The following is a 19298-nucleotide window of genomic DNA, read 5'->3' on the forward strand; positions in this document are numbered from 1 at the left end:
TGCAAGGGAAGCCATGAGGGAAGAATCGGCACGAAAAAGGCGGCAGGATCGACCCGCCGCCTTTGTCTTCACCGCGAACGCGCAGCGACTATTTGTACAGGCTGTTGATCCACTGGACGTTAGCGGCGTTCAGGCGCACGGCGGTGTTCGCCTCGGGGCTTTCCGCCACGTTGACGCCGGTGATGATGCGCTGCTTAGACTTGGTGTCATAGGCATAGACCGAGCTGCCGCTCGACCCCGGGAACGTATCGCAATCATACTGGAAATATTCCGGCGCGATGTTCTCGGCATGCACTTCGCAGCTCGCCTTCCACATCGTGCCCATCGGCTTGTCGCCGGGATAGCCGACAAGGTTGGCGGTGAAGTCGCCGAGATCGTCATAATTTGCGTAGCCCAGCCAGCCGAGGTTGGTGCCGACATCCTGCTTCAGCGTGATGATGCCGAGATCCCACGGGATCACCGAGCCGTAGTAACCCTGGTAGTTGTCGATGAAGCCCTGCAGCACATAGGCGCTTTCATAGGCGAAGGCGCCGAACGGTGCGTCGTCGGCAGTGCTGCCGTTGAGGCCTGGCACGAAGAGATATTCCGAGAGCCAGTCCTTGTCCTCATGGCTGTAGAGGCAATGTGCCGCGGTGAGCACCGTGCGCGGGCCGATCAGCGTTGCCGAGCAGCTGCCATAGCTGCCCGTCTTCGGAGATTTGGCTTCGAGATAGCCGATGGCCGAGAACGGATAGGTCTTGGTGTTCCTGACCTGCTCACGATCGTCGGGACCGAAAACCTGACGCCCGGCTTCGCCTTCGCCGAGCCCAGGGTCCTCGGTCTTGCGCTCAGCCCCATCCGCGCCATTGGCCGGCGCATTCAGTTCCTTGATGATGAGCTCGCGCAGTGCTTCGCTCGGCTCGATCTTGATCTCCTTGCCATCGGCGGAACGCCCGACGATGCCATAGGATTTGACTGCCGCCTTCTCGTCGGTGAGCGGCGCGGCACGGCTGTCTTCATCAGTAAGCTTTGGTGTCGTGATCGGCTTTGCCCGGCCGGCCTTGAAGTCGCCTGAAGTAACGTCCCGCATGCTTTCGCCATTGCCGGCACTGGCGGACCCAGGGTCGGCGGCGAAAACCGGGACCGTCCACATTGCGGTGGAAAGCAAAGCGGACGCAATAAGTGCGTTTGTCAGTTTTGTCATGGTGAGACTCTCCCAAAAGTCAGCAAGGACTGGATCAAAATAGAGAAATATTGTCGAGATCGTGGTGACGCCGAAAAATGAGTCTGCTCGCCGGCATTCCCCGCGAGCGTTGTTCTAGGCTGTCATTTTCAAGGCCCCCGCCAAAAAAACTCTGCAACGGTATACTGCCTAAAATAATCCAAGATTGGCAATGACAAATCGCTTCCACGTAGCCCGTGGGGGGCTATAGGATTTTGTGCGGGTTCTGCTCGCGGGCACGGTTAGCAAAAGTGGGATTCGGTTTTGTGACCGATCGCGCGCCGTTTTCGATACGGCACGCGTGAGGATCGCCGGACCGGCGACACCTCCTTGCACAATGCCCGGCGTCGATCCGCGCGGGAAAATTGTCTGAGGAGGTTCAGGTGCACATCACAAATCGGTTCGGACCAATCGTTGCCGCATCGCTGCTTGGCATTGCCGCCGCCTTTGTATCGATCAACCCCGGCCGGGCGGATGAAAGCGCCGCAAGGCCCGAAGCGGCGGTCTCGCCGATGCAGCGGGTGACCGAGGCCAGGGCCAAGGCAGCCGCTGATAACCCTGACGGCGCCGACCGGGTCTATGGCGGCAACCAGGCCGAAAAGGGCGCCTATCCGTTCCAGGTCGCGCTGCTCACCACCGCCAGGCTGGACGAGAACCCGGCCTCGCAGGCCAATGCACAATTCTGCGGCGGCAGCCTGATCGCCCCGCAATGGGTGCTGACCGCGGCACACTGCCTCAACGACAAGGGCAAGCCGATCTCACCGGATTCGGTCACCGTGCTGACCGGCGCCACCGACCTCGGCGAAGGCAAGCGCCACAAGGTGGTGGAGGTCATCGTCAACGAAGGCTACAGCGAGCAGACGCTCGACAACGACCTCGGCCTGCTCCGGCTTGCCGAGCCGGCCGATGCGCCGACCATCAAGCTTACCCGCCAGGCGACCCCTGACACCGGCAAGACCACCGTCACCGGCTGGGGCAAGATGCAGGACGGAACGTTCCCGACCACGCTGATGGTCGCCGACCTTGATCTACAGCCGAACAGCGCCTGCAACACTGGCATCAAGGCCATCTATGCGCACGACCTGAAGGCCGCGCTCGGCGATCTGTCCCACCGCATGCGCTATTCGGAAAAGGGCATCGATGCCGCCGCCAATGCGATTGCCGCCGACATGACCGATCCGCTGACCGGCAACATGATCTGCGCCGGCACCACCAGCGGTGTGCGCGATGCCTGCAATGGCGACAGCGGCGGCCCGCTGTTCATGACCGGCGCCGACGGCCCGGTTCAGGTCGGCGTCGTCAGCTGGGGCGAAGGCCCCGCCGACGGCAGCGCGGCCTGCGGCCACAAGGACGCCTATGGCATCTACACGCGGCTGGCCAACTACGGCGGCTGGATCGAGGCGAAGATGAAGGGCCCTGCTCCTGCGCCGGAAAAGCCGAAAGCCGGGCTGGGCACGGCCCAGAAGCCGAAGACGCCCTGAGGCCCAGCCATCTTGTTCGACATTTTGCTTGCCATGAAAACGGCGGGAAGGGTTCCCGCCGTTGTCATTTGCCGGCTTGTCCTACAGCTTTATTTCCTCGGCGGGCCTTTGCGCTCGGCTGAGGCCGCCCACAGATTGATGTCGGATTCGCGCGCGTAGCTATCGATCTCGGCCAATTCGGCATCGCTGAAGTCGAGCACCTTCAGGGCGCCGACGCAGTCCTCGACCTGCTCCGGCCGGCTGGCGCCGATCAGCGCCGATGTCACCTTGCCCTTGCGCAGCACCCAGGCCAGCGCCATCTGCGCCAGCGTCTGGCCGCGCTTGCCGGCGATGGCGTTGAGCGCCTTGATGTTGGCGATGGTGCGGTCGTTGATGAAGGCCGACTTCAGCGACTTGCCCTGCGAGGCGCGGCTGCCTTCGGGGATGCCGCCAAGATATTTGTCGGTCAGCATGCCCTGGGCCAGCGGCGAGAACACGATCGAGCCGACGCCGAGCCCTTCCAGCGTGTCGAGCAGGCCGTCTTCCTCGACCCAGCGGTTCAGCATCGAATAGCTCGGCTGGTGGATGATGCAGGGCGTGCCGAGCTGCCGCAATATGTCGGCGGCCTCGCGGGTGCGCTGCGAGTTGTAGGACGAAATGCCGGCATAGAGCGCCTTGCCCGAGCGCACCGCATGGTCGAGCGCGCCCATGGTTTCTTCCAGCGGCGTGTCCGGGTCGAAGCGGTGTGAGTAGAAGATGTCGACATAATCGAGCCCCATCCGCTTCAGGCTCTGATCGAGGCTGGCCAGCATGTATTTGCGCCCGCCCCATTCACCGTAAGGGCCGGCCCACATTTCATAGCCGGCCTTGGTCGAGATGATCAGCTCGTCGCGATAGGCGGAAAAATCGGTGCGCAGGATTTCGCCGAAAGCGGTTTCGGCCGAGCCGGGCGGCGGCCCGTAATTGTTGGCGAGGTCGAAATGGGTGATGCCGAGGTCGAACGCCTTGCGCACGATCGCCTGCTTGGTCTTGTGCGGCGTGTCGTTACCGAAATTGTGCCACAGGCCGAGCGAGATCGCCGGCAGCTTGAGGCCGGAGCGCCCACAGCGATTGTAGATCATTTTTTCGTAGCGATTTTCGGCGGCGACATAGGGCATTGGGAAAGATCCTCGAATGTGAACAGACCGGGCAGCTTCATCGCAAAGCGGTGAGCCGGCCCGGCGCCCTTTTACCCTCTCCCCGGCCGAACGGGGAGAGGGGCAAGTCAACATTATCGATAATCTTTGCGCCTACTTCTTCGCCAGCAGTTCCTTGGCCGCCTTGACGCCAAGTGCCGCCGGCCGCTCGCAAGTGGTCTGCATGACGACGAACTTGCCGGTTTCGCCGGAGCGCAGGATGCCGGTCATGACATCGACGGCATGCAGCGCCAATTCCATCGAGCAACGATGCGGCCGCCCCTCGACTATCGCCAACGCCATGTCGGCGAGACCTGCCGTGCGGTAGTTGGCCATCATGCCCTGGCCGTGCATTTCATTGGGCACGCCAAGCGGGTGCTTCCATTTCGGCAGCTTCTTGACCGGCTTGCCCTCTTCGGTGAAGCGCACGTCGCCGCCGAAGAAATTCGGATCCGGCACGAACACCGTGCCCGCTTCGCCATAGAGTTCCATCGGCGCATGGCCGTGAGCCCAGACATCCCAGCTGGTGTTCAACGTCACCACGGCGCCGTTCTCGAACTCCAGCAGGCCATGGATGGTGGTTGGCGTGTTGACCGGGATTTTTTCGCCCGCACGCGGTTTCGACGAAATCGTCCGCTCCTTGGCCGGGGTCGTCGCAAAGGCGGCCACCTGTTTCACCGGCCCGATCAGCTGGATCAGATTGGTGATGTAATACGGCCCGATGTCGAGCACCGGTCCGGCGCCCGGCTGGAAAAAGAAATCCGGATTCGGGTGCCAGTGCTCCATGCCGTGACCCATGACATGGCAGGTGCCGCTGGTGATCTTGCCGAGCTTCCCCTCGTCGATCAGTTCACGCACCAGTTGGTGCGCGCCGCCGAGGAACGTGTCGGGCGCCGAGCCGATGCGCAACCCCTTCCTTTCAGCCCGGGCCTTGAGGTCCTGGCCCTCTTCGAGCGAGAGCACGAACGGCTTTTCCGAATAGACGTGCTTGCCGGCATCGAGCACGCGTTTGGACACCTCGTAATGCACCGCCGGTATCGTCAGGTTGACGATGATGTCGATGTCATCGGCCTTGAGCAGGTCCTCGACGGTCTCGGCGCGCAGCTTGAACTCCTTCGCCCGCGCCCTGGCCGCGTCCATGTTGATGTCGGCGCAGGCGCGCATCTCGATGCCGCGAAACAGCGGTGCCAGCGAGAAATACGCCTTCGAGATGTTGCCGCAGCCGATGACGCCAATACCCAGTTTCTTTGCCATGATGATTGTTCCTAGTAAGCCTTGACGGATGCGATCGAGCGACGAGCGAAGCGCTCGATGTCGTTGGGGTTGTCCTGCTCCATGACAAAGTATTTTGCCGCGCTCTTGGCCCGCAACACCTTGATCAGGTCGGCCCAGTCGATCGTGCCGTGGCCGACATCCGACCAGCCATCCTCGTCCAGTCCCTCGCCCGGCTTGGCGATGTCTTTGACATGCACGGCGACGATGCGCTTGCCGTGCTTTTCGATCCAGGGCAGCGGATCGGCGCCGCCGCGCACCACCCAGGCAAGGTCCATCTCCCAGCCGATATCGGGAGCGGACGACAGGATGTGATCCTGCGGCACCGAACCGTCGGCGAGTGCCTTGAACTCGAAATCATGGTTGTGCCAGGCAAAGCCGTAGCCGGCCTTCGAGGCGACCTCGCCAACCTTGGCCAGTCGCTCGCCAAAGCCGCGCCAGCCGGCGGCGTCTGACGGCCTGTCCTCGGCCGTCAGATAGGGACAGATCAGAAGCTTGATGCCGAGCGCTTCGGCCGTTTTGCGCACGCCGTCGAAATCCTTCTCCAACGCATCGATGGAGAAATGCCCGGTCGGCATCGAAAGCCCGTTCTTGTCGAGTTCCGCGCGGAAGGCCTTGGGATTTTCATAGACGCCACCGAAACCTTCGACTTGCGCGTAGCCGAGCTTGCCGAGCGAGGCGAGCACGCCCTCCCAAGGTTGAAAATTGCGGGCGCTGTAAAGTTGGAATGACCAGTTCATCGTCTCTGTCCGTTCTGCTTGGTAGGGTGGGTTCTTGGGAGGAGGGCTTGGGAGCTATAGGCGGTTGCCGGATGGGGTGTCGAAAAGCGAGGCGCGGGCTGGGTCAAAGCCGATCCGGATTGGATCGCCGGTGCGCAGCGTCTTTTCCGCCTCGACGCGGAAGGAAAAATTGCGGCCGCCGAGCTTGGTCCACACCAGCGTGTCGGAGCCCATCGGCTCGACGATCTCGACGGCTGACTCGGCGGTGAACGGCATGGCCTTGGCCGCATCTCCAAAGGCGACGTGCTCGGGCCTGATGCCGAACACACAGGGCTTGCCCGCGCTGCCGCGATCCTTGTCGAACTCATAGCGGTCGAGCGGTATCGAAACCCCGTCGGCGGTGAACGCCGCGGCATCGCCGGCTTCCAGTTGACCCTCGATGAAATTCATCGCCGGCGAACCGAGGAATCCGGCGACAAAGCGATTGACCGGACGGTTGTAGATGGTTTGCGGGGGCGTCGAGCTGTTGGATGACGCCGCCCTTCATCACCGCGATCCGGTCGGCGAGCGTCATCGCCTCGATCTGGTCGTGGGTGACGTAGATCATGGTGTTCTGCAATCTGCGATGCAGCAGCTTGATCTCGACGCGCAATTCCGATCGCAGCTTGGCGTCAAGATTGGACAGCGGTTCGTCGAACAGGAAAACGTCGACATCGCGCACCAGCGCCCGCCCGATCGCCACGCGCTGGCGCTGGCCGCCGGACAGTGCGGAGGGCTTGCGTTGCAGCAGCGGTTCGATCTGCAGGATCTCCGCGGCGCGCGCGATACGCTTGGCGATTTCGTCCTTGGGCAGGCCCGCGACGCGCAGGCCGAAGGACAGGTTCTTCTCCACCGTCATCTGCGGATAGAGCGCATAGGACTGGAATACCATGCCGATGCCGCGATCCTTGGGCTCCTCCCAGGTGACGTTCTTGCCCTTGATGAAGATGCGGCCCTTCGAAATGTCGAGCAGCCCGGGCAATGCAGTTGAGCAAGGTCGACTTGCCACAGCCGGAGGGCCCCAGGAGCACGATGAACTCGCCCTCGGCGATATCGAGATTGAGTGTCTGCAGAACCGACACCGCGCCATAGTTCAGCGACAGGTTCTGGATCGATACGCTGGGGTTCGCGATTTCTGCCATCATCACCCTTTCACCGCGCCGGCAGCGATGCCACGCACAAAAAGCCTGCCGGAAATGAAATAGATAACGAGCGGCACCAGCCCGGTCAGGATGGTCGCCGCCATATTGACGTTGTATTCCTTCACGCCCTGCACGGAGTTGACGATGTTGTTGAGCTGCACCGTCATCGGATAGGTGTCGGGGCGCGTGTAGACGACGCCGAACAGGAAGTCGTTCCAAATGCCTGTCACCTGCAGGATGACGGCGACGACGAAGATCGGCAGCGACATCGGCAGCATGATGCGCAGATAGATGCCCCAGAAGCCGGCGCCGTCGACGCGCGCCGCCCGGAACAATTCCTCCGGCATGGAGGTGAAATAGTTGCGGAACAAAAGTGTCAGGATCGGCATGCCGAAAATGGAATGGACGACCACCAGGCCGCTCAGGCTGCCATAGAGGCCGATCTCGCGCAGGATGATGACGATCGGATAGATCATCACCTGATAGGGGATGAAGGCACCGACGATCAGGATGATGAAGAACGTGTCGGCGCCCTTGAAGCGCCAGTTGGCCAGCGCATAGCCGTTTACGGAGGCGATCGCGATCGACAAGATCACCGAAGGTACGGTGATACGAACGGAGTTCCAGAAGCCGCGCGAGAGTCCGTCGCAATTGAGGCCGGTGCAGGCCGTCGACCACGCCTTGACCCAGGGCTCGAACGTGATCTCGAGCGGTGGCGAGAAGATGTTGCCGAGGCGGATTTCCGGCATGCCCTTGAGCGAGGTGACGATCATCACATAGAGCGGCAGGAGGTAGTAGAGCGCCGCCACGATGAGCGTGCCATAGAGGAAGATGTTGCGGCGCGAGAAAATGTGACGCGGCTTCGGTCCGCTCGGCCCCGAGGCATCGGCATGGCCGGCGCCGGACGGCGCGGACAAGGAGACGGCTTGGTCAGACACGCTTCCTGCCTCCGAATTCGAGATAAGCCCACGGCACGATGACAATCATCACCGAGAGCAGCATCATGGTCGAGGCCGCGAAACCCTGGCCGAGATTCTGGGCGAAGAACATGTAGTCGTAGACATATTTTGCCGGCACTTCGGAGGCGATGCCCGGCCCGCCGCTGGTCTGGGCGACGACGAGGTCGTAGACCTTGACGATGCCGGACGCGATGATGACGAGCGTGGTGATGAAGACCGGCCGCATCATCGGGATGATGATGAACAGATAGGTCTTCCACATCGGGATCCCGTCCACCCGCGCTGCCTTCCAGATATCCTCGTCTATGCCGCGCAGGCCGGCCAGCATCAGGCACATGATCAGCCCGGTGCCCTGCCAGAGCGCGGCGATCGATATGCCGTAGATGACGATGCTGGAATTGTAGAGCGGATCGAAAGCGAAGCTCGTCCAGCCAAGGTTTCGTATCACGCCCTGGATGCCGAAGTCAGGATTGAGCAGCCATTGCCAGACAAGGCCGGTGACGATGAAGGAGAGTGCGAAGGGATAGAGAAAGATCGTGCGGAACGTATCCTCGAAACGGATCTTCTGGTCGAGCAGGGCAGCGAGGATGAAACCGATCACCAGCGAGAAAACCAGCGAGATCACGCCGTAGATCAGCAGGTTCTCGATCGAGATCAGCCAGCGCGGGGTCGCCCACAACCGGTAATACTGGTCGAGGCCGACGAAATTCAGCCGCGGCAACAGCTTCGAATTGGTGAAGGAATAGAGCACCGTCCACGCCGTGCCGCCGACGAAAACCACCAGCGCGGTGAGGATCATGGGGATCGACGCGACCTTCGCATTGAGATTGCGAAACAGTCGGCTGGGGCGTTCGCTCTTGCTCATCGGTGCAGCCATGCTGGATCGGGTAAGGGCGCACCCTCCCGGCCTGGAGTTCACCGGACCGGGAGGGAATGGGACTTTGCCGGCGGTATCAATCCGCCGTGGCGATGATGTCGGCGAAGCGCTTCTGCGCCTCTTCCACGGTCATCTCGGGCTTGGCGAAGAACTCGGAGAACAGGTCCTCCTTCTGCTTTTGGCTGTCTTGCGAAAGCAACTGATCGGTCCATGGGATGACGGCGCCCTTGGCCAGGATGGCGAGCCCCTTCTTCATGCAGTCATTGGCAGCGTTAAGGTCGACGTCGCCACGCACCGGCAGCGAGCCCTTCTTGAGATTGAAGGCGACCTGGGTCTTGGGATCGAGCAAGGTTTCGGCCAGGACTTCTTGCGCCTTGGACTTGTCGGCATCCTTGAGCACCGGGAAATAGAAGGCATCACCACCCGTGGCGATGACCTCGTTCAGGCCAAGGCCGGGAAGACAGGTATAGTCCTTGCCGGCGGTCTTGCCGGCAACCTGGAACTCGCCCTGCGCCCAGTCACCCATGATCTGGCCGCCGGCCTTGCCGGTGATGACCATGTTGGTGGCCTGGTTCCAGTCCTGCACATTGGTGTTCTTGGCCATCTTGCGCGCATCGTCGGCCGCCTTGAACACCTTGGCGACTTCAGGACCGGCCGCGAACTTGGCGTCCTTGTCCTTGTAGACCTTGAGGAAGGTGTCGGTGCCGCCAACCGCTGCAAGCAGCACGTCGAAGGCGCCGGACGACTGCCAGGCTTGCCCGCCCACCGCCAGCGGGACGATGCCTGCCTTCTCGAGCGCCGGGGCGGCGGCCACATACTCATTCCAGTCCTTTGGCACCGGCACGCCAGCCTTCTGGAAGGCGTCGTTCGAGAGCCACAGCCACTGCCAGGAATGAATGTTGACGGGCACGCAATAAATCTTGCCGCCGATGGTGCAGCTGTCGAGCAGGCTCTTCGGCCGCACGACCTCTGTCCACTTGCCCTTGGTGGCGACATCGGTCAGGTCGCGCATCAGGCCGGCCTGCACCAGCTCTTCCGCTTGCCGGCCGTGATTGAACTGGGTGGCGCCCATCGGGTCGCCGCCGGTGATCCGGCTGATCATGATCGGCCGTGCCGTGCCGCCGGAGCCGGCAATGGCGCCGTCGACCCAGTGATTGCCGGTGGCGTCGAATGCCTTGGCGAGTTCCGCGACCGCCGCCGCCTCGCCGCCGGAAGTCCACCAATGAGTGACTTCCAGGTCCGTCGCGGTGGCCGGGCCGGCGAACTGTAGCGCGGCCGTGGCCGCCAGGGCAGCGGTCAAAAGTTTGTATCGCATTTCGGTTCCTCCCAGAATCTGAAACGTTACAGATTTTCGATACGGCAATTGCGTGGATGGCGCAACCCCAGGCGTGGAGACCGTTCGATATTTTTTCGAGTCGCGAATAAAATCTATCGACCGGCCTTGCCGTTGTGCGCCGCAATATGAGCAATTGCAGTGCAAAATAAGAGAAGGTCCATGAAAGCCGGCATAGAGCGTCGCCAGGAGGGCGTTTCGCTCTGGATTCTCAAGGGAATTCGCGGCTCCATGTCGTCCTGCGAATTCGCCCGCCAGCGCAGTGCGATTGGCAATCTGTAACGTTTCAGTATATTGACGGATTGCCGGGCTTGAAATCATGCGACGCCGCCAATCACGGCGATTGCCGACCCGGCCTGCGGCTGCTATGCGCCTGACGGGCGGGACGAATGGACAGACGGCATACGGAAAAGAACGAGGAAGCGTCGGCGCAAGAGCGGCCAACGCTGAAGACGCTTGCCTTCATGACCGGGCTCGGCGTCACCACCGTGTCGCGCGCCTTGAAGGATGCCCCTGAGATCGGCGCCGAAACCAGGCGCCGCGTCCAGCTCGTCGCCAAGCAGATCGGCTACCGCCCGAACCGCGCCGGCGTCAGGCTCAGAACCGGCAAGACCAATGTCATCAGCCTCGTGCTCAACACCGACCGCGAGATCATGAGCTTCGTCTCAGACATCATCTACGGTGTCTCGGAAGTCATTGCCGACACGCCCTACCACCTGATCGTCACGCCCTATTCGCGCTCGCAGGATCCGCTCGACCCCATACGCTACCTGGTCGAGACCGGTTCCGCCGACGGCGTCATCATTTCACGCACGCAGCCGAACGATGCCAGGGCCCGCTATATGCTGGAGCATGGCATTCCTTTTGCCACGCATGGCCGCACCGATATGGGGCTGGTCCACCCCTATCATGATTTCGACAATCATGCCTTCGCGGTCGAAGCCGTACGGCGCCTTGCGAGCATGGGACGCCGCAAGCTCGCCTTGCTGACGCCACCCGTCGGCCTGACCTATTACGGCCATACGGTCAACGGCTTTGCCGATGCGCTGAGCGAGGTCGGCGCCAGCGAGATCCCGTTCAGTACCGTATCGATCGACCATTCGATCGAGCAGATCCGGACGAGGACCGCGCAACTGATGCGCCGCGACATCAGGCCGGACGGCTTTGTCAGCAGCGCCGCCGCCGCCACGCTTGCGCTCGTCGCCGGCATCGAGGATGCCGGCCTCAAGCTTGGCCGCGACGTCGACATCGTCTCCAAGCAATCATCGGACCTTTTGCATCTGTTCAGGCCCGAACTGCTGATCGTCAACGAGAACTTCCGGCTGGCGGGCTCGGAGCTCGCCCGCTCCGTGCTCGGCTGGATCGGCGGCGCCGCACCCGGCTCGCTGCAAAGTCTCAGCGTGCCGGGCGAGGTTCTGGCCTACCAGCGCGCTGACGACTGAGCTAGACGCAATTCCAGACGGAAAACCGCTCACACTTTTCCTGGAATTGCTCTAACCCGCCGCGCCGCTGCCCCACGGACCGTGGAAGGCACCCTGCTCGCCGATGCGTTCGAAGCCATGCGCGCCGAAGAAGTCACGCTGCGCCTGGATCAGGTTCGAGGTGCCGCGGCCCTGGCGATAGCTGTCGAAATAGGCAAGTGCCGAAGACAGCGCCGGCACCGGCGCGCCGGCCTCGGAAGCCCTCGCCACGATGCGCCGCAGCGACGGATGCGCTTCCTGCATCAAGCTGATGAAAGCCGGCGCCATCAAAAGATTGGTCGAAGCGCCGCCGCTGCTGAAGGCCTCGGCCATCGTATCCAGCATCTGCGAGCGGATGATACAGCCGGCGCGCCAGATCCTGGCGATGGTCGGCATCGGCAGGTTCCAGTTGAACTCCTTCGAGGCGCCGCTCATCACCGCGAAACCCTGAGCGTAAGCCGCGATCTTGCCGGCGAAAAGCGCCAGTTCGAGATCTTTCAGCAGCGCATCCTTGTCGCCGGAAATCTTCGACACGCCGATAGCGCCATAGGCCTGTTCCGCCGCCAGCCGCTCGTCCTTGATCGACGACAGAACACGGGCCGCCACGGCCGCCTCGATCGCGGTCGCCGGAATGCCGAGTTGCTGCGCCTCGATGACCGACCATTTGCCGGTGCCCTTCTGGCCTGCCCGGTCGAGGATGATGTCGACAACCGGCTTGCCGGTCTTGGGATCGTCGGCGGCAAGCACCTTGGCGGTGATCTCGATCAGGTAGGAGTTGAGCCGGCCCTTGTTCCAGTTGGAGAACACCGTGCCGATGTCCTTCGGCCCCATGCCGAGGCCATCACGCAAGATGCCGTAGATCTCGGCGATCATCTGCATGTCGGCATATTCGATGCCGTTGTGGATGGTCTTGACGAAGTGGCCGGCGCCATCGGTGCCGAGCCAGGCGGCACAGGGCTCGTCCTTGAACTTTGCGGAGATGGCGGTCAGCACCTTCTCGACACGCTTCCAGCTATCTTCCGTGCCGCCGACCATGATCGACGGGCCGTGGCGCGCGCCCTCCTCGCCGCCGGACACGCCCATGCCGATGAAGGTCAGGCCCGAGCCGGACAGTTCGGAGAAGCGCCGCATCGTATCGCGAAAATTGGCGTTGCCGGCATCGATGACGATGTCGTTGTTGGACAGCACGCCGCGCAAGGCTTCGATCTGTTCATCCACCGGCTTGCCGGCCAGCACCATGATGATGATCGGGCGCGGCGGCCGGATCGCGGCGGCAAGTTCTTCCAGACTGTAGCAGGGCACAACCATGTCCTTCAGCGCGCCGGCATTCTCGACGAAGGCGTCGGTGCGTGCCCTTGTGCGGTTGAAGACGGCGATGCGGTGCCCGTGCTCGGCGATGTTCAGCGCCAGGTTGGAGCCCATCGTACCAAGGCCGATGAGGCCGATTTCGGCTTTTTCCATCGTTTCTTCCCTGCTTTCGGATCTTGTTGGTTGGAGCCCGCGATTTTGCCGGATGCCCGTCCTTCCCGGGATGATTGACGGGCCTTTCGGGCCGCGTCAACCGCCTCGCCGAATTGTGTTGCAGTTGCACAATGCAAGCCGTTCGACAACGATCCCATCTGTCGGTTACGGCCGGACGTCCACAGGCGCTTCAATCTTCACCATCTTGAAATCCGAGACCAGGATGTCGATGCGCACCGTCCAGCGCCCGGGAACCGGAATGACGAGGTTGTCGACACGCCAGCTGCCGTCGCCGGGCTTGGTCGCCGCGCGCTTCAGCGGCTCGATGCCTGAATCGGGCTTCGACAGCACCAGCGTCACCTCCTTGGCGTCGAGTGGCCCGAAATCACCGGTCATGATGATCATCGAGGCGGCGACAGGCCCGGCTTGACCTGGCGTGATGCTGAGATCGGCCATCGCCTCCAACGCGTGGATGTGGACCGAGACCGGCTGCGCCGCCGCGATCGCCAGGACCCGTGGCGGCGGCGTGAAGCGCCAGCCCGCGGCAACGCCGAAGATCGCCAGCACGATCAGCATTTCAACACCGATCGAGCGGGTGAGCCTGCGCTGCACCTCCGTGGCGCCCGCCTCGGCGGAAGCAGTGAGTTTCCAGCGATTGACCGCGGCCAACGTGAACAGGAAGACCAGCAGCGCCAGCTTGACCAGCAGCAGCCGGCCATAGGCGGTGCCGGCCAGCGCCGAGGGCGTCTGCACCTGGATGACGGCAAGCACGATGCCGGCCGCGGCAAGCACGGCCACCACAGGCAGGATCGCGCAGGAGAAGCGGCGCAGGAAGGCGACGGCGCCAGCCGTCTGGCGCTTCAGCGCGAGACCTAGCGGCATCAGCGCGCCGCCCCAGAAGGCAATGCCGATACCGTGCACGAACACCAGCGGCCGCGTCAGCCATTGCGGTTCGGCCGCGCTGGCGTGGCCGCTGGCGGCAAGCGCGACGCCGACGCCAGCCAGGCCGGCGAGCGCCAATGGCCTGGCGAGCACACGCGGTCCGGCCAGCGACAGCAAACCGAGCCCCAGCGCGGTCAGGGCGGCCAGCACCGTCCAGCCGAAGGAGGTGCCCAGCCCGGTCCGCCAGATCACCGGCTGTGCCAGATGGGAGAGCGGCGCTCCGAGCGCGTCGAGCCCCTGAAAGCCGAGCGACAGGGGTGCCGCGACCAGGCCGCACAGGATCGCGGCCGTGACAAAACGCTGACCGGCACGTCCCTCACCGGCCAGCCAGGCAAGGGCGAAGGCGCCGCCGACACCGAGGAAAAGACCGATGTAAAGAAAGACCTTGCCGATCCAGATCGCCGACCGCGACGGCCAGTCGACGGCTTCGGACACGACGGGCGGCTCGGTCGGCGCACCGATGGAAAACAGCAGCGAGCCGCCGACCGGATGGCCGTCGGCGGAAATGACGCGCCAGCTCAGCACATGCGTGCCGGATTTGAGCGTTTGCGGATTGTCGATCTCGAGCGTCTGGTCGGTGAGGCGGAAGGATGTCAGCGCAACCGGAGTGCCGTCCGGCTTCACCAGCGTCAGCACCAAGGGCGAAACCGGTTCGCTGAAGGTCAGCGAGAACTGGGTTGGCGTCTGGGCCAGTACGGCACCGTCGGCCGGGTCGGTCTTGATCAGCGCGGCATGGGCAAAAGCCTGACTGGTCGAGGCCATGACGACAAGCGCCATGAGCAAGCCCAACAGCCCGCCGGCAATACGGCCGACGCGCTTGCTGTTGGTATCGACCATCCGAGAGGGTATTGCGGTCATGCCATGCCACGAGGATGCGGCGCGGTCCGGCAAGCAGAGCGCGCCAAGGGAGAACCTATTTCTTCGGTGTGAGCTTGATGCCGGGCGCCGGGGTCTCCAGCGTGTCTTCATCCTGCCCCGCCGCCGGGATCTCGATCCAGCGGTCGACGGCATCGCCGCATTCCTGCACCACCGGGAAATAGAGCTTTTGGCCGACGGGCAGGTCCGCCGTCAGCATGGCCCGAAAGACGAACTCGTCGTAGAATTCATCCGGCAGATTGCCGCCGCTCCAGTCGACTTCCTTGACGCCGTCGGTCACCGCCTGGCCATAGAGCTGATAGGATTTTTCATATTTGCCCTTCTTGGTCTGCAGCGTCCAGCCGGGTTTCGGCATCGGCTTCACTGCGATCACCCCTTCCGGAATCTGCACCCGCACGGCGGTCGTCGCTTTGCCGTCGCAACCATGCGGCACCCGCAGCACTGCCTTGTAAGTCGAGCCGACCGCCGCCTCCTGGGTTTCGAGCGTGATGTGCGCGAAGGCGGCATTTGTCCCCAGCACCAGAAGTGCTGCCGCCGACAAAAGATACTTGTTCATGATGCCCCTCGGTACTATGGCCAGTTCAGTCGTTGTCTTCTTGAGGCGCCGCGCTGCCCATGGCCTGCACGGCGAATTTGATCGTCACCGTCCCGGCCTTTTCGAAGGTCAGCGTGGCGGCGAACATCTCGCCTTGCTTGGGTGGCTGCTTCAAATCCATGAACATCACGTGATAGCTGCCGGGACCCAAAACGACCTTGCCGCCGGCTGGAATCTCCAGGCCGCCGACAACGGGCCGCATGGTCATGACGCCGTCCTTGACGCCCATCTCATGCAGCTCGGCCTTTTCGGAGATATCGGAGGAAATCGACAGCAGCCGGTCCGGCGCGCTGCCGTTGTTTGTAATGGTAAAATAGCCGCCGGCCACCTTGGCGCCGGCCGGCGTGGCGCGTGACCAGGGGTGGCCGATCTCGATATCGCCGACCTTGAACTCATGCGCCAGGACGGATTGAGCGCCGGCGAGCATGATCGCCAAAGCAAGCACGGCAGTGCCGAGACGCTCCTGGACGTGGGACAGAATGCGGCTGAACAGAGTGCCCGCCGCTATATCGGAAAAATGGGACATGGTTGCTCCATGAAGTGATGATCGCGCCGTCACCGGTCGCGAGCTGTTTGGTCGTTGGATGGGTGCGCCCACGAAAGGTTCCGCTGGGCGAGCAAGCTCAGGCCGCCAGCGGCGGCGCGCGCGGGTTCGACGGCGAGCGTTCACGCGCGAAGCCGAGGTAAATGCTCGCCGGAAAAACGAAGGCGACCGCTTCAAACGAAAGGCTGGCCACGGCCAGCCCGGCGTCGGGCGGCGGCGCAAACGCGGATGAAAACATGCTGCAGCCAAGCGTGCAGCAGGCCGGCAGATGCGATGGGTGCTGGTCACCGCCGGGAAGCTGGGTGGCACCGTCGCGGGTACAGATGACATTGCCGAAGGCGTCGAGTTGCGCGGCATTCGGCCCGGTAGCGAAAGCGAAGGCGCCGAGCGTCGACTGGAGCAGCAGCAGGCAGGCCGCGACAAGCGCGGTCGGCAAGCTCCAGCGTTTGCCCCGGCGGTTCAAGCCATCTGCCTCTTCAAGCAACTCCTGGAAGGATACCTATCATGGCAGCGGCAGGTCGAAAATCGCCAATTCGATGCTGCGGCAACGCGGCGCGATCAGGATTTCTGCAAGGACCGGCTTTCGGGGATGGAGGTCAAAAGCGTCTGGCGCGCCGACTTCAGGTGCTTGCGGCAGGCGGCGTCGACCTTGCCGAGGTCGCGCGATTTGAGCGCCTCGATATAGGCAAGGTGCTCGCCGACCGCGACTTCGTTGCGCTCGCGCTCCTGCGCCTTGTTCCACTGGTAGTGGTAATGGAAGATCATGGCGATGACGTCGTAGAAATCGACGATGAAACGGTTGTGCGAGGCCCGGTGGATGAGCCGGTGGAAGCGCTCGTCCAGCTCGGAAAACGCGTTGAAGCGCGTGGCGATCTCTTGTGCCAGCAGGCGATGTTCGTCCTCCAGGCGGTCGAGATCGGCCCAGACCGGGCTGTCCTGCGGCAGGGCGGCGAAGGCAGCCGCCGAACGCAGTTCGAACATCTCGCGGATCTCGGTCAGTTCGAGCGCGAAAGCCCGCGTAAAACCCTTCAGCACCCAATGGCTGTTGCGGCGCTTCTCGATCAGGCCGAAGCGCGAGAAGCGGATCAGGAACTCGCGCACGCTGGTGGTGCCGACACCAATCTCGCGCGCCAGTTCAAGCTCGTTGATCTGCATGCCGGCCTCGGCGCCGCCGGCGAGCAGGCGCCGCATGAACGACCGCTCGATGATCTCGGCCAGTGTGTCTGTCTCTTCCTCAGGGAAAAAATCGTCGGGTCGCGGATCGCGCAGCACCGTCTTGGCACGCTTGTTCCAGGCGATCAGGCCGGTTTCCTCCATGCGCGCCAGGATGCTGCGCACGGTCGTGCGGCTGACGCCGAGCAGCGTGCCCAGTTCCGGTTCCGACGGCAGGCTGCGCGTTTCGTCGAGCAGCCGGAGGCACCTGTTATAGGCGTCCTTGTAGACGTTGTTGCTCTTGGACATCCCCTGACCCATTCATGCCAGCGCTTGCGGCGGCCGGCTTGAAGCGCAATATGACGTTCCCATGACCCTGGAAAGCAGGAATTGCTTTCGCCAGGGCACGGTCCATTGTTTGCAGCACCGCCGCTAGCCAGAGGCGTGCGGAGCGCCTGCGAAAAAACAATTGACGCAAAACTGTTTTTTCACGATAAAAGACATTAACTCTTAACAAGCGCGTGTCAATCCGCGCATCTCAGGATCACCCAGGAAACCGCCCGTGAACGTCTCGAACACCATTCTTCTGTCCTCCGCCGACAATGTCGCCGTTGCCAATGGCCGCATCGAGATCGGCACGGCCCTGCCGGGCGGCGCGCTTGCCACCGCCGTTATCGAGCCCGGCCACAAGGTGGCGATCAAGCCGATTGCCGCCGGTGAAGCCGTGGTCAAATACGCCCAGGCGATCGGCCGCGCCACACAGGACATCGCACCGGGCGAGCATGTCCATTCGCACAATCTGGTGTTCGAGGCCGGCCGCCTGCCGGTGGTGCCGCCGAGCGAGGCCGAGCACGCGACAACGGCCGACCGCGCCCGCACCTTCATGGGGTATCGCCGCGCCGATGGCCGCGCCGGCACGCGCAACTTCATCGGCATCATCGCCAGCGTCAATTGCTCGGCCACGGTCTGCCATTCCATCGCCGACACCGCCAACCGGACCTTGCTGCCGAAATATCCCGGCATCGACGGTTTCGTGCCGATCGTCCACGGTCAGGGCTGCGGCATGAGCGGCACTGGCGACGGCATGATGGTGCTGCATCGCACGCTTGCCGGCTATGCCCGCCACCCGAATTTCGGCGGCGTGCTGATGGTCGGCCTGGGGTGCGAGGTCAACCAGCTCACCCTCTATGGCCAGAAGGGTGCCGCCGCCGGCAAACGCCATTTCAACATCCAGGACGCCGGCGGGTCGCGCAAATCGGTGGAAAAGGCGATGGGCGTGCTGGCCGAAATCGCCGAGGAAGTCGGTCAGTTGAAGCGCGAGCCGATTCCGGTCAGCGAGATCGTCGTCGGCCTGCAATGCGGCGGCTCCGACGGCATGTCGGGCATCACCGCCAATCCGGCGCTGGGGGCGGCCGTCGACATTCTGGCCGGCGTCGGCGGCATCGGCATCCTCTCCGAGACCACGGAAATCTACGGCGCCGAGCATCTGCTCGCCTACCGCGCGGCGACGCCCGAGATCGCCAAGAAGCTCGACGGCTATGTGAAGTGGTGGGAAGATCACGTCGCCAAGCATGGCGCCTCGATCGACAACAACCCCTCGCCCGGCAACAAGCGCGGCGGCCTCACCACCATCCTGGAAAAGTCGCTCGGCGCGGTCGCCAAGGGCGGCCAGACGCCGCTCAATGGCGTGTTCGGCTATGCCGAGAAAGTCACCGGCAGCGGACTGGTGTTCATGGACACACCCGGCTACGACCCGGTTTCGGCCACCGGCCAGGTCGCGGGCGGCGCCAACGTCATTGTCTTCACCACCGGCCGAGGCTCTTGCTTCGGCTGCCGGCCGACACCGTCGATCAAGGTCGCCACCAACTCGACCATGTATCACCAGATGGAAGAGGACATGGACGTCAATTGCGGCGTCATCGCCTCGGGCGAAAAGACCATCGCCGGCATGGGCCGCGAGATCTTCGAACTCATTGTTGAGACGGCTTCCGGCCGCAAGACCAAGAGCGAGGATTTTGGCTATGGCGACAACGAGTTCGTGCCCTGGCATCTCGGCGCGACGCTCTGAATTCAACTGAAATGTGGTAGATC

16 protein-coding genes and 1 pseudogene are annotated in these 19298 nt (G+C 63.1%); 3 read left to right on the forward strand and 14 right to left on the reverse strand.

From position 1 onward, the window contains the following. Positions 1–88: 88 nt before the first annotated feature. Entirely contained in the window at positions 89–1183 is a 1095-nt protein-coding gene (locus ACVILI_RS31330; protein ID WP_038649740.1) for a trypsin-like serine peptidase, read from the reverse strand. 401 nt (positions 1184–1584) lie between these two features. Between ACVILI_RS31330 and ACVILI_RS31335 the strand changes: the two genes are divergently transcribed. Continuing rightward, positions 1585–2682, forward strand: a complete 1098-nt coding sequence (locus ACVILI_RS31335; protein WP_038649743.1) for a S1 family serine peptidase — start codon at positions 1585–1587, stop codon at positions 2680–2682. 89 nt (positions 2683–2771) lie between these two features. Here ACVILI_RS31335 and mgrA read toward each other — a convergent pair whose 3' ends face one another. The 7 genes and pseudogenes from mgrA to ACVILI_RS31370 form a co-directional block, all read right to left on the reverse strand. Next, positions 2772–3818, reverse strand: a complete 1047-nt coding sequence (gene mgrA, locus ACVILI_RS31340; RefSeq protein ID WP_019861247.1) for an L-glyceraldehyde 3-phosphate reductase — start codon at positions 3816–3818, stop codon at positions 2772–2774. A gap of 132 nt (positions 3819–3950) precedes the next feature. Beyond that, positions 3951–5090, reverse strand: a complete 1140-nt coding sequence (locus ACVILI_RS31345) for a Gfo/Idh/MocA family protein (protein WP_038649749.1) — start codon at positions 5088–5090, stop codon at positions 3951–3953. Between the two features lie 11 nt (positions 5091–5101). Beyond that, positions 5102–5848, reverse strand: coding sequence for a sugar phosphate isomerase/epimerase family protein (locus ACVILI_RS31350; RefSeq protein WP_038649752.1), 747 nt, complete (start codon positions 5846–5848; stop codon positions 5102–5104). 54 nt (positions 5849–5902) lie between these two features. Beyond that, positions 5903–7008, reverse strand: a pseudogene (locus ACVILI_RS31355) (ABC transporter ATP-binding protein). A 2-nt stretch (positions 7009–7010) separates the two neighbouring features. Continuing rightward, positions 7011–7946 carry a carbohydrate ABC transporter permease gene (locus ACVILI_RS31360; RefSeq protein ID WP_019861251.1) on the reverse strand — a complete coding sequence of 312 codons (936 nt, stop codon included), beginning with the start codon at positions 7944–7946 and terminating at the stop codon, positions 7011–7013. Then, positions 7939–8832, reverse strand: coding sequence for a carbohydrate ABC transporter permease (locus ACVILI_RS31365; protein WP_027047408.1), 894 nt, complete (start codon positions 8830–8832; stop codon positions 7939–7941). The genes ACVILI_RS31360 and ACVILI_RS31365 overlap by 8 nt, the downstream gene beginning before the upstream one ends. 88 nt (positions 8833–8920) lie before the next feature. Continuing rightward, positions 8921–10159, reverse strand: a complete 1239-nt coding sequence (locus ACVILI_RS31370; RefSeq protein ID WP_019861254.1) for an ABC transporter substrate-binding protein — start codon at positions 10157–10159, stop codon at positions 8921–8923. Positions 10160–10566: 407 nt separating this feature from the next. Here ACVILI_RS31370 and ACVILI_RS31375 point away from each other — a divergent pair, with 407 nt between their 5' ends. Beyond that, entirely contained in the window at positions 10567–11619 is a 1053-nt protein-coding gene (locus tag ACVILI_RS31375) for a LacI family transcriptional regulator (RefSeq protein WP_038649755.1), read from the forward strand. Positions 11620–11670: 51 nt separating this feature from the next. Here ACVILI_RS31375 and gndA read toward each other — a convergent pair whose 3' ends face one another. The 6 genes from gndA to ACVILI_RS31405 all read right to left on the reverse strand — a co-directional run bounded on the left by gndA (position 11671) and on the right by ACVILI_RS31405 (position 17516). Further along, entirely contained in the window at positions 11671–13098 is a 1428-nt protein-coding gene (gndA, locus tag ACVILI_RS31380) for an NADP-dependent phosphogluconate dehydrogenase (RefSeq protein WP_019861257.1), read from the reverse strand. Positions 13099–13263: 165 nt separating this feature from the next. Next, on the reverse strand, positions 13264–14898 hold the full coding sequence (locus ACVILI_RS31385) for a copper resistance CopC/CopD family protein (RefSeq protein ID WP_240564524.1): 1635 nt from the start codon (positions 14896–14898) through the stop codon (positions 13264–13266). 55 nt (positions 14899–14953) lie between these two features. Further along, positions 14954–15472 carry a YcnI family copper-binding membrane protein gene (locus ACVILI_RS31390; RefSeq protein WP_038649761.1) on the reverse strand — a complete coding sequence of 173 codons (519 nt, stop codon included), beginning with the start codon at positions 15470–15472 and terminating at the stop codon, positions 14954–14956. 25 nt (positions 15473–15497) lie between these two features. After that, positions 15498–16037, reverse strand: a complete 540-nt coding sequence (locus ACVILI_RS31395) for a copper chaperone PCu(A)C (protein ID WP_038649764.1) — start codon at positions 16035–16037, stop codon at positions 15498–15500. 97 nt (positions 16038–16134) lie between these two features. Then, positions 16135–16491: a DUF2946 family protein gene (locus ACVILI_RS31400; protein WP_038653373.1), complete on the reverse strand. Its 357-nt coding sequence runs from the start codon at positions 16489–16491 to the stop codon at positions 16135–16137. A 122-nt stretch (positions 16492–16613) separates the two neighbouring features. Further along, a complete protein-coding gene (locus tag ACVILI_RS31405; RefSeq protein WP_019861262.1) occupies positions 16614–17516 on the reverse strand; it encodes a GntR family transcriptional regulator in 903 nt (300 codons plus the stop codon). A gap of 253 nt (positions 17517–17769) precedes the next feature. On the opposite strand from ACVILI_RS31405, the gene ACVILI_RS31410 reads away from it, so the two are divergent. Beyond that, entirely contained in the window at positions 17770–19275 is a 1506-nt protein-coding gene (locus ACVILI_RS31410; protein WP_019861263.1) for a UxaA family hydrolase, read from the forward strand. Positions 19276–19298 lie beyond the last annotated feature (23 nt).

It is taken from the genome of Mesorhizobium sp. USDA 4775 (genome assembly GCF_054062655.1).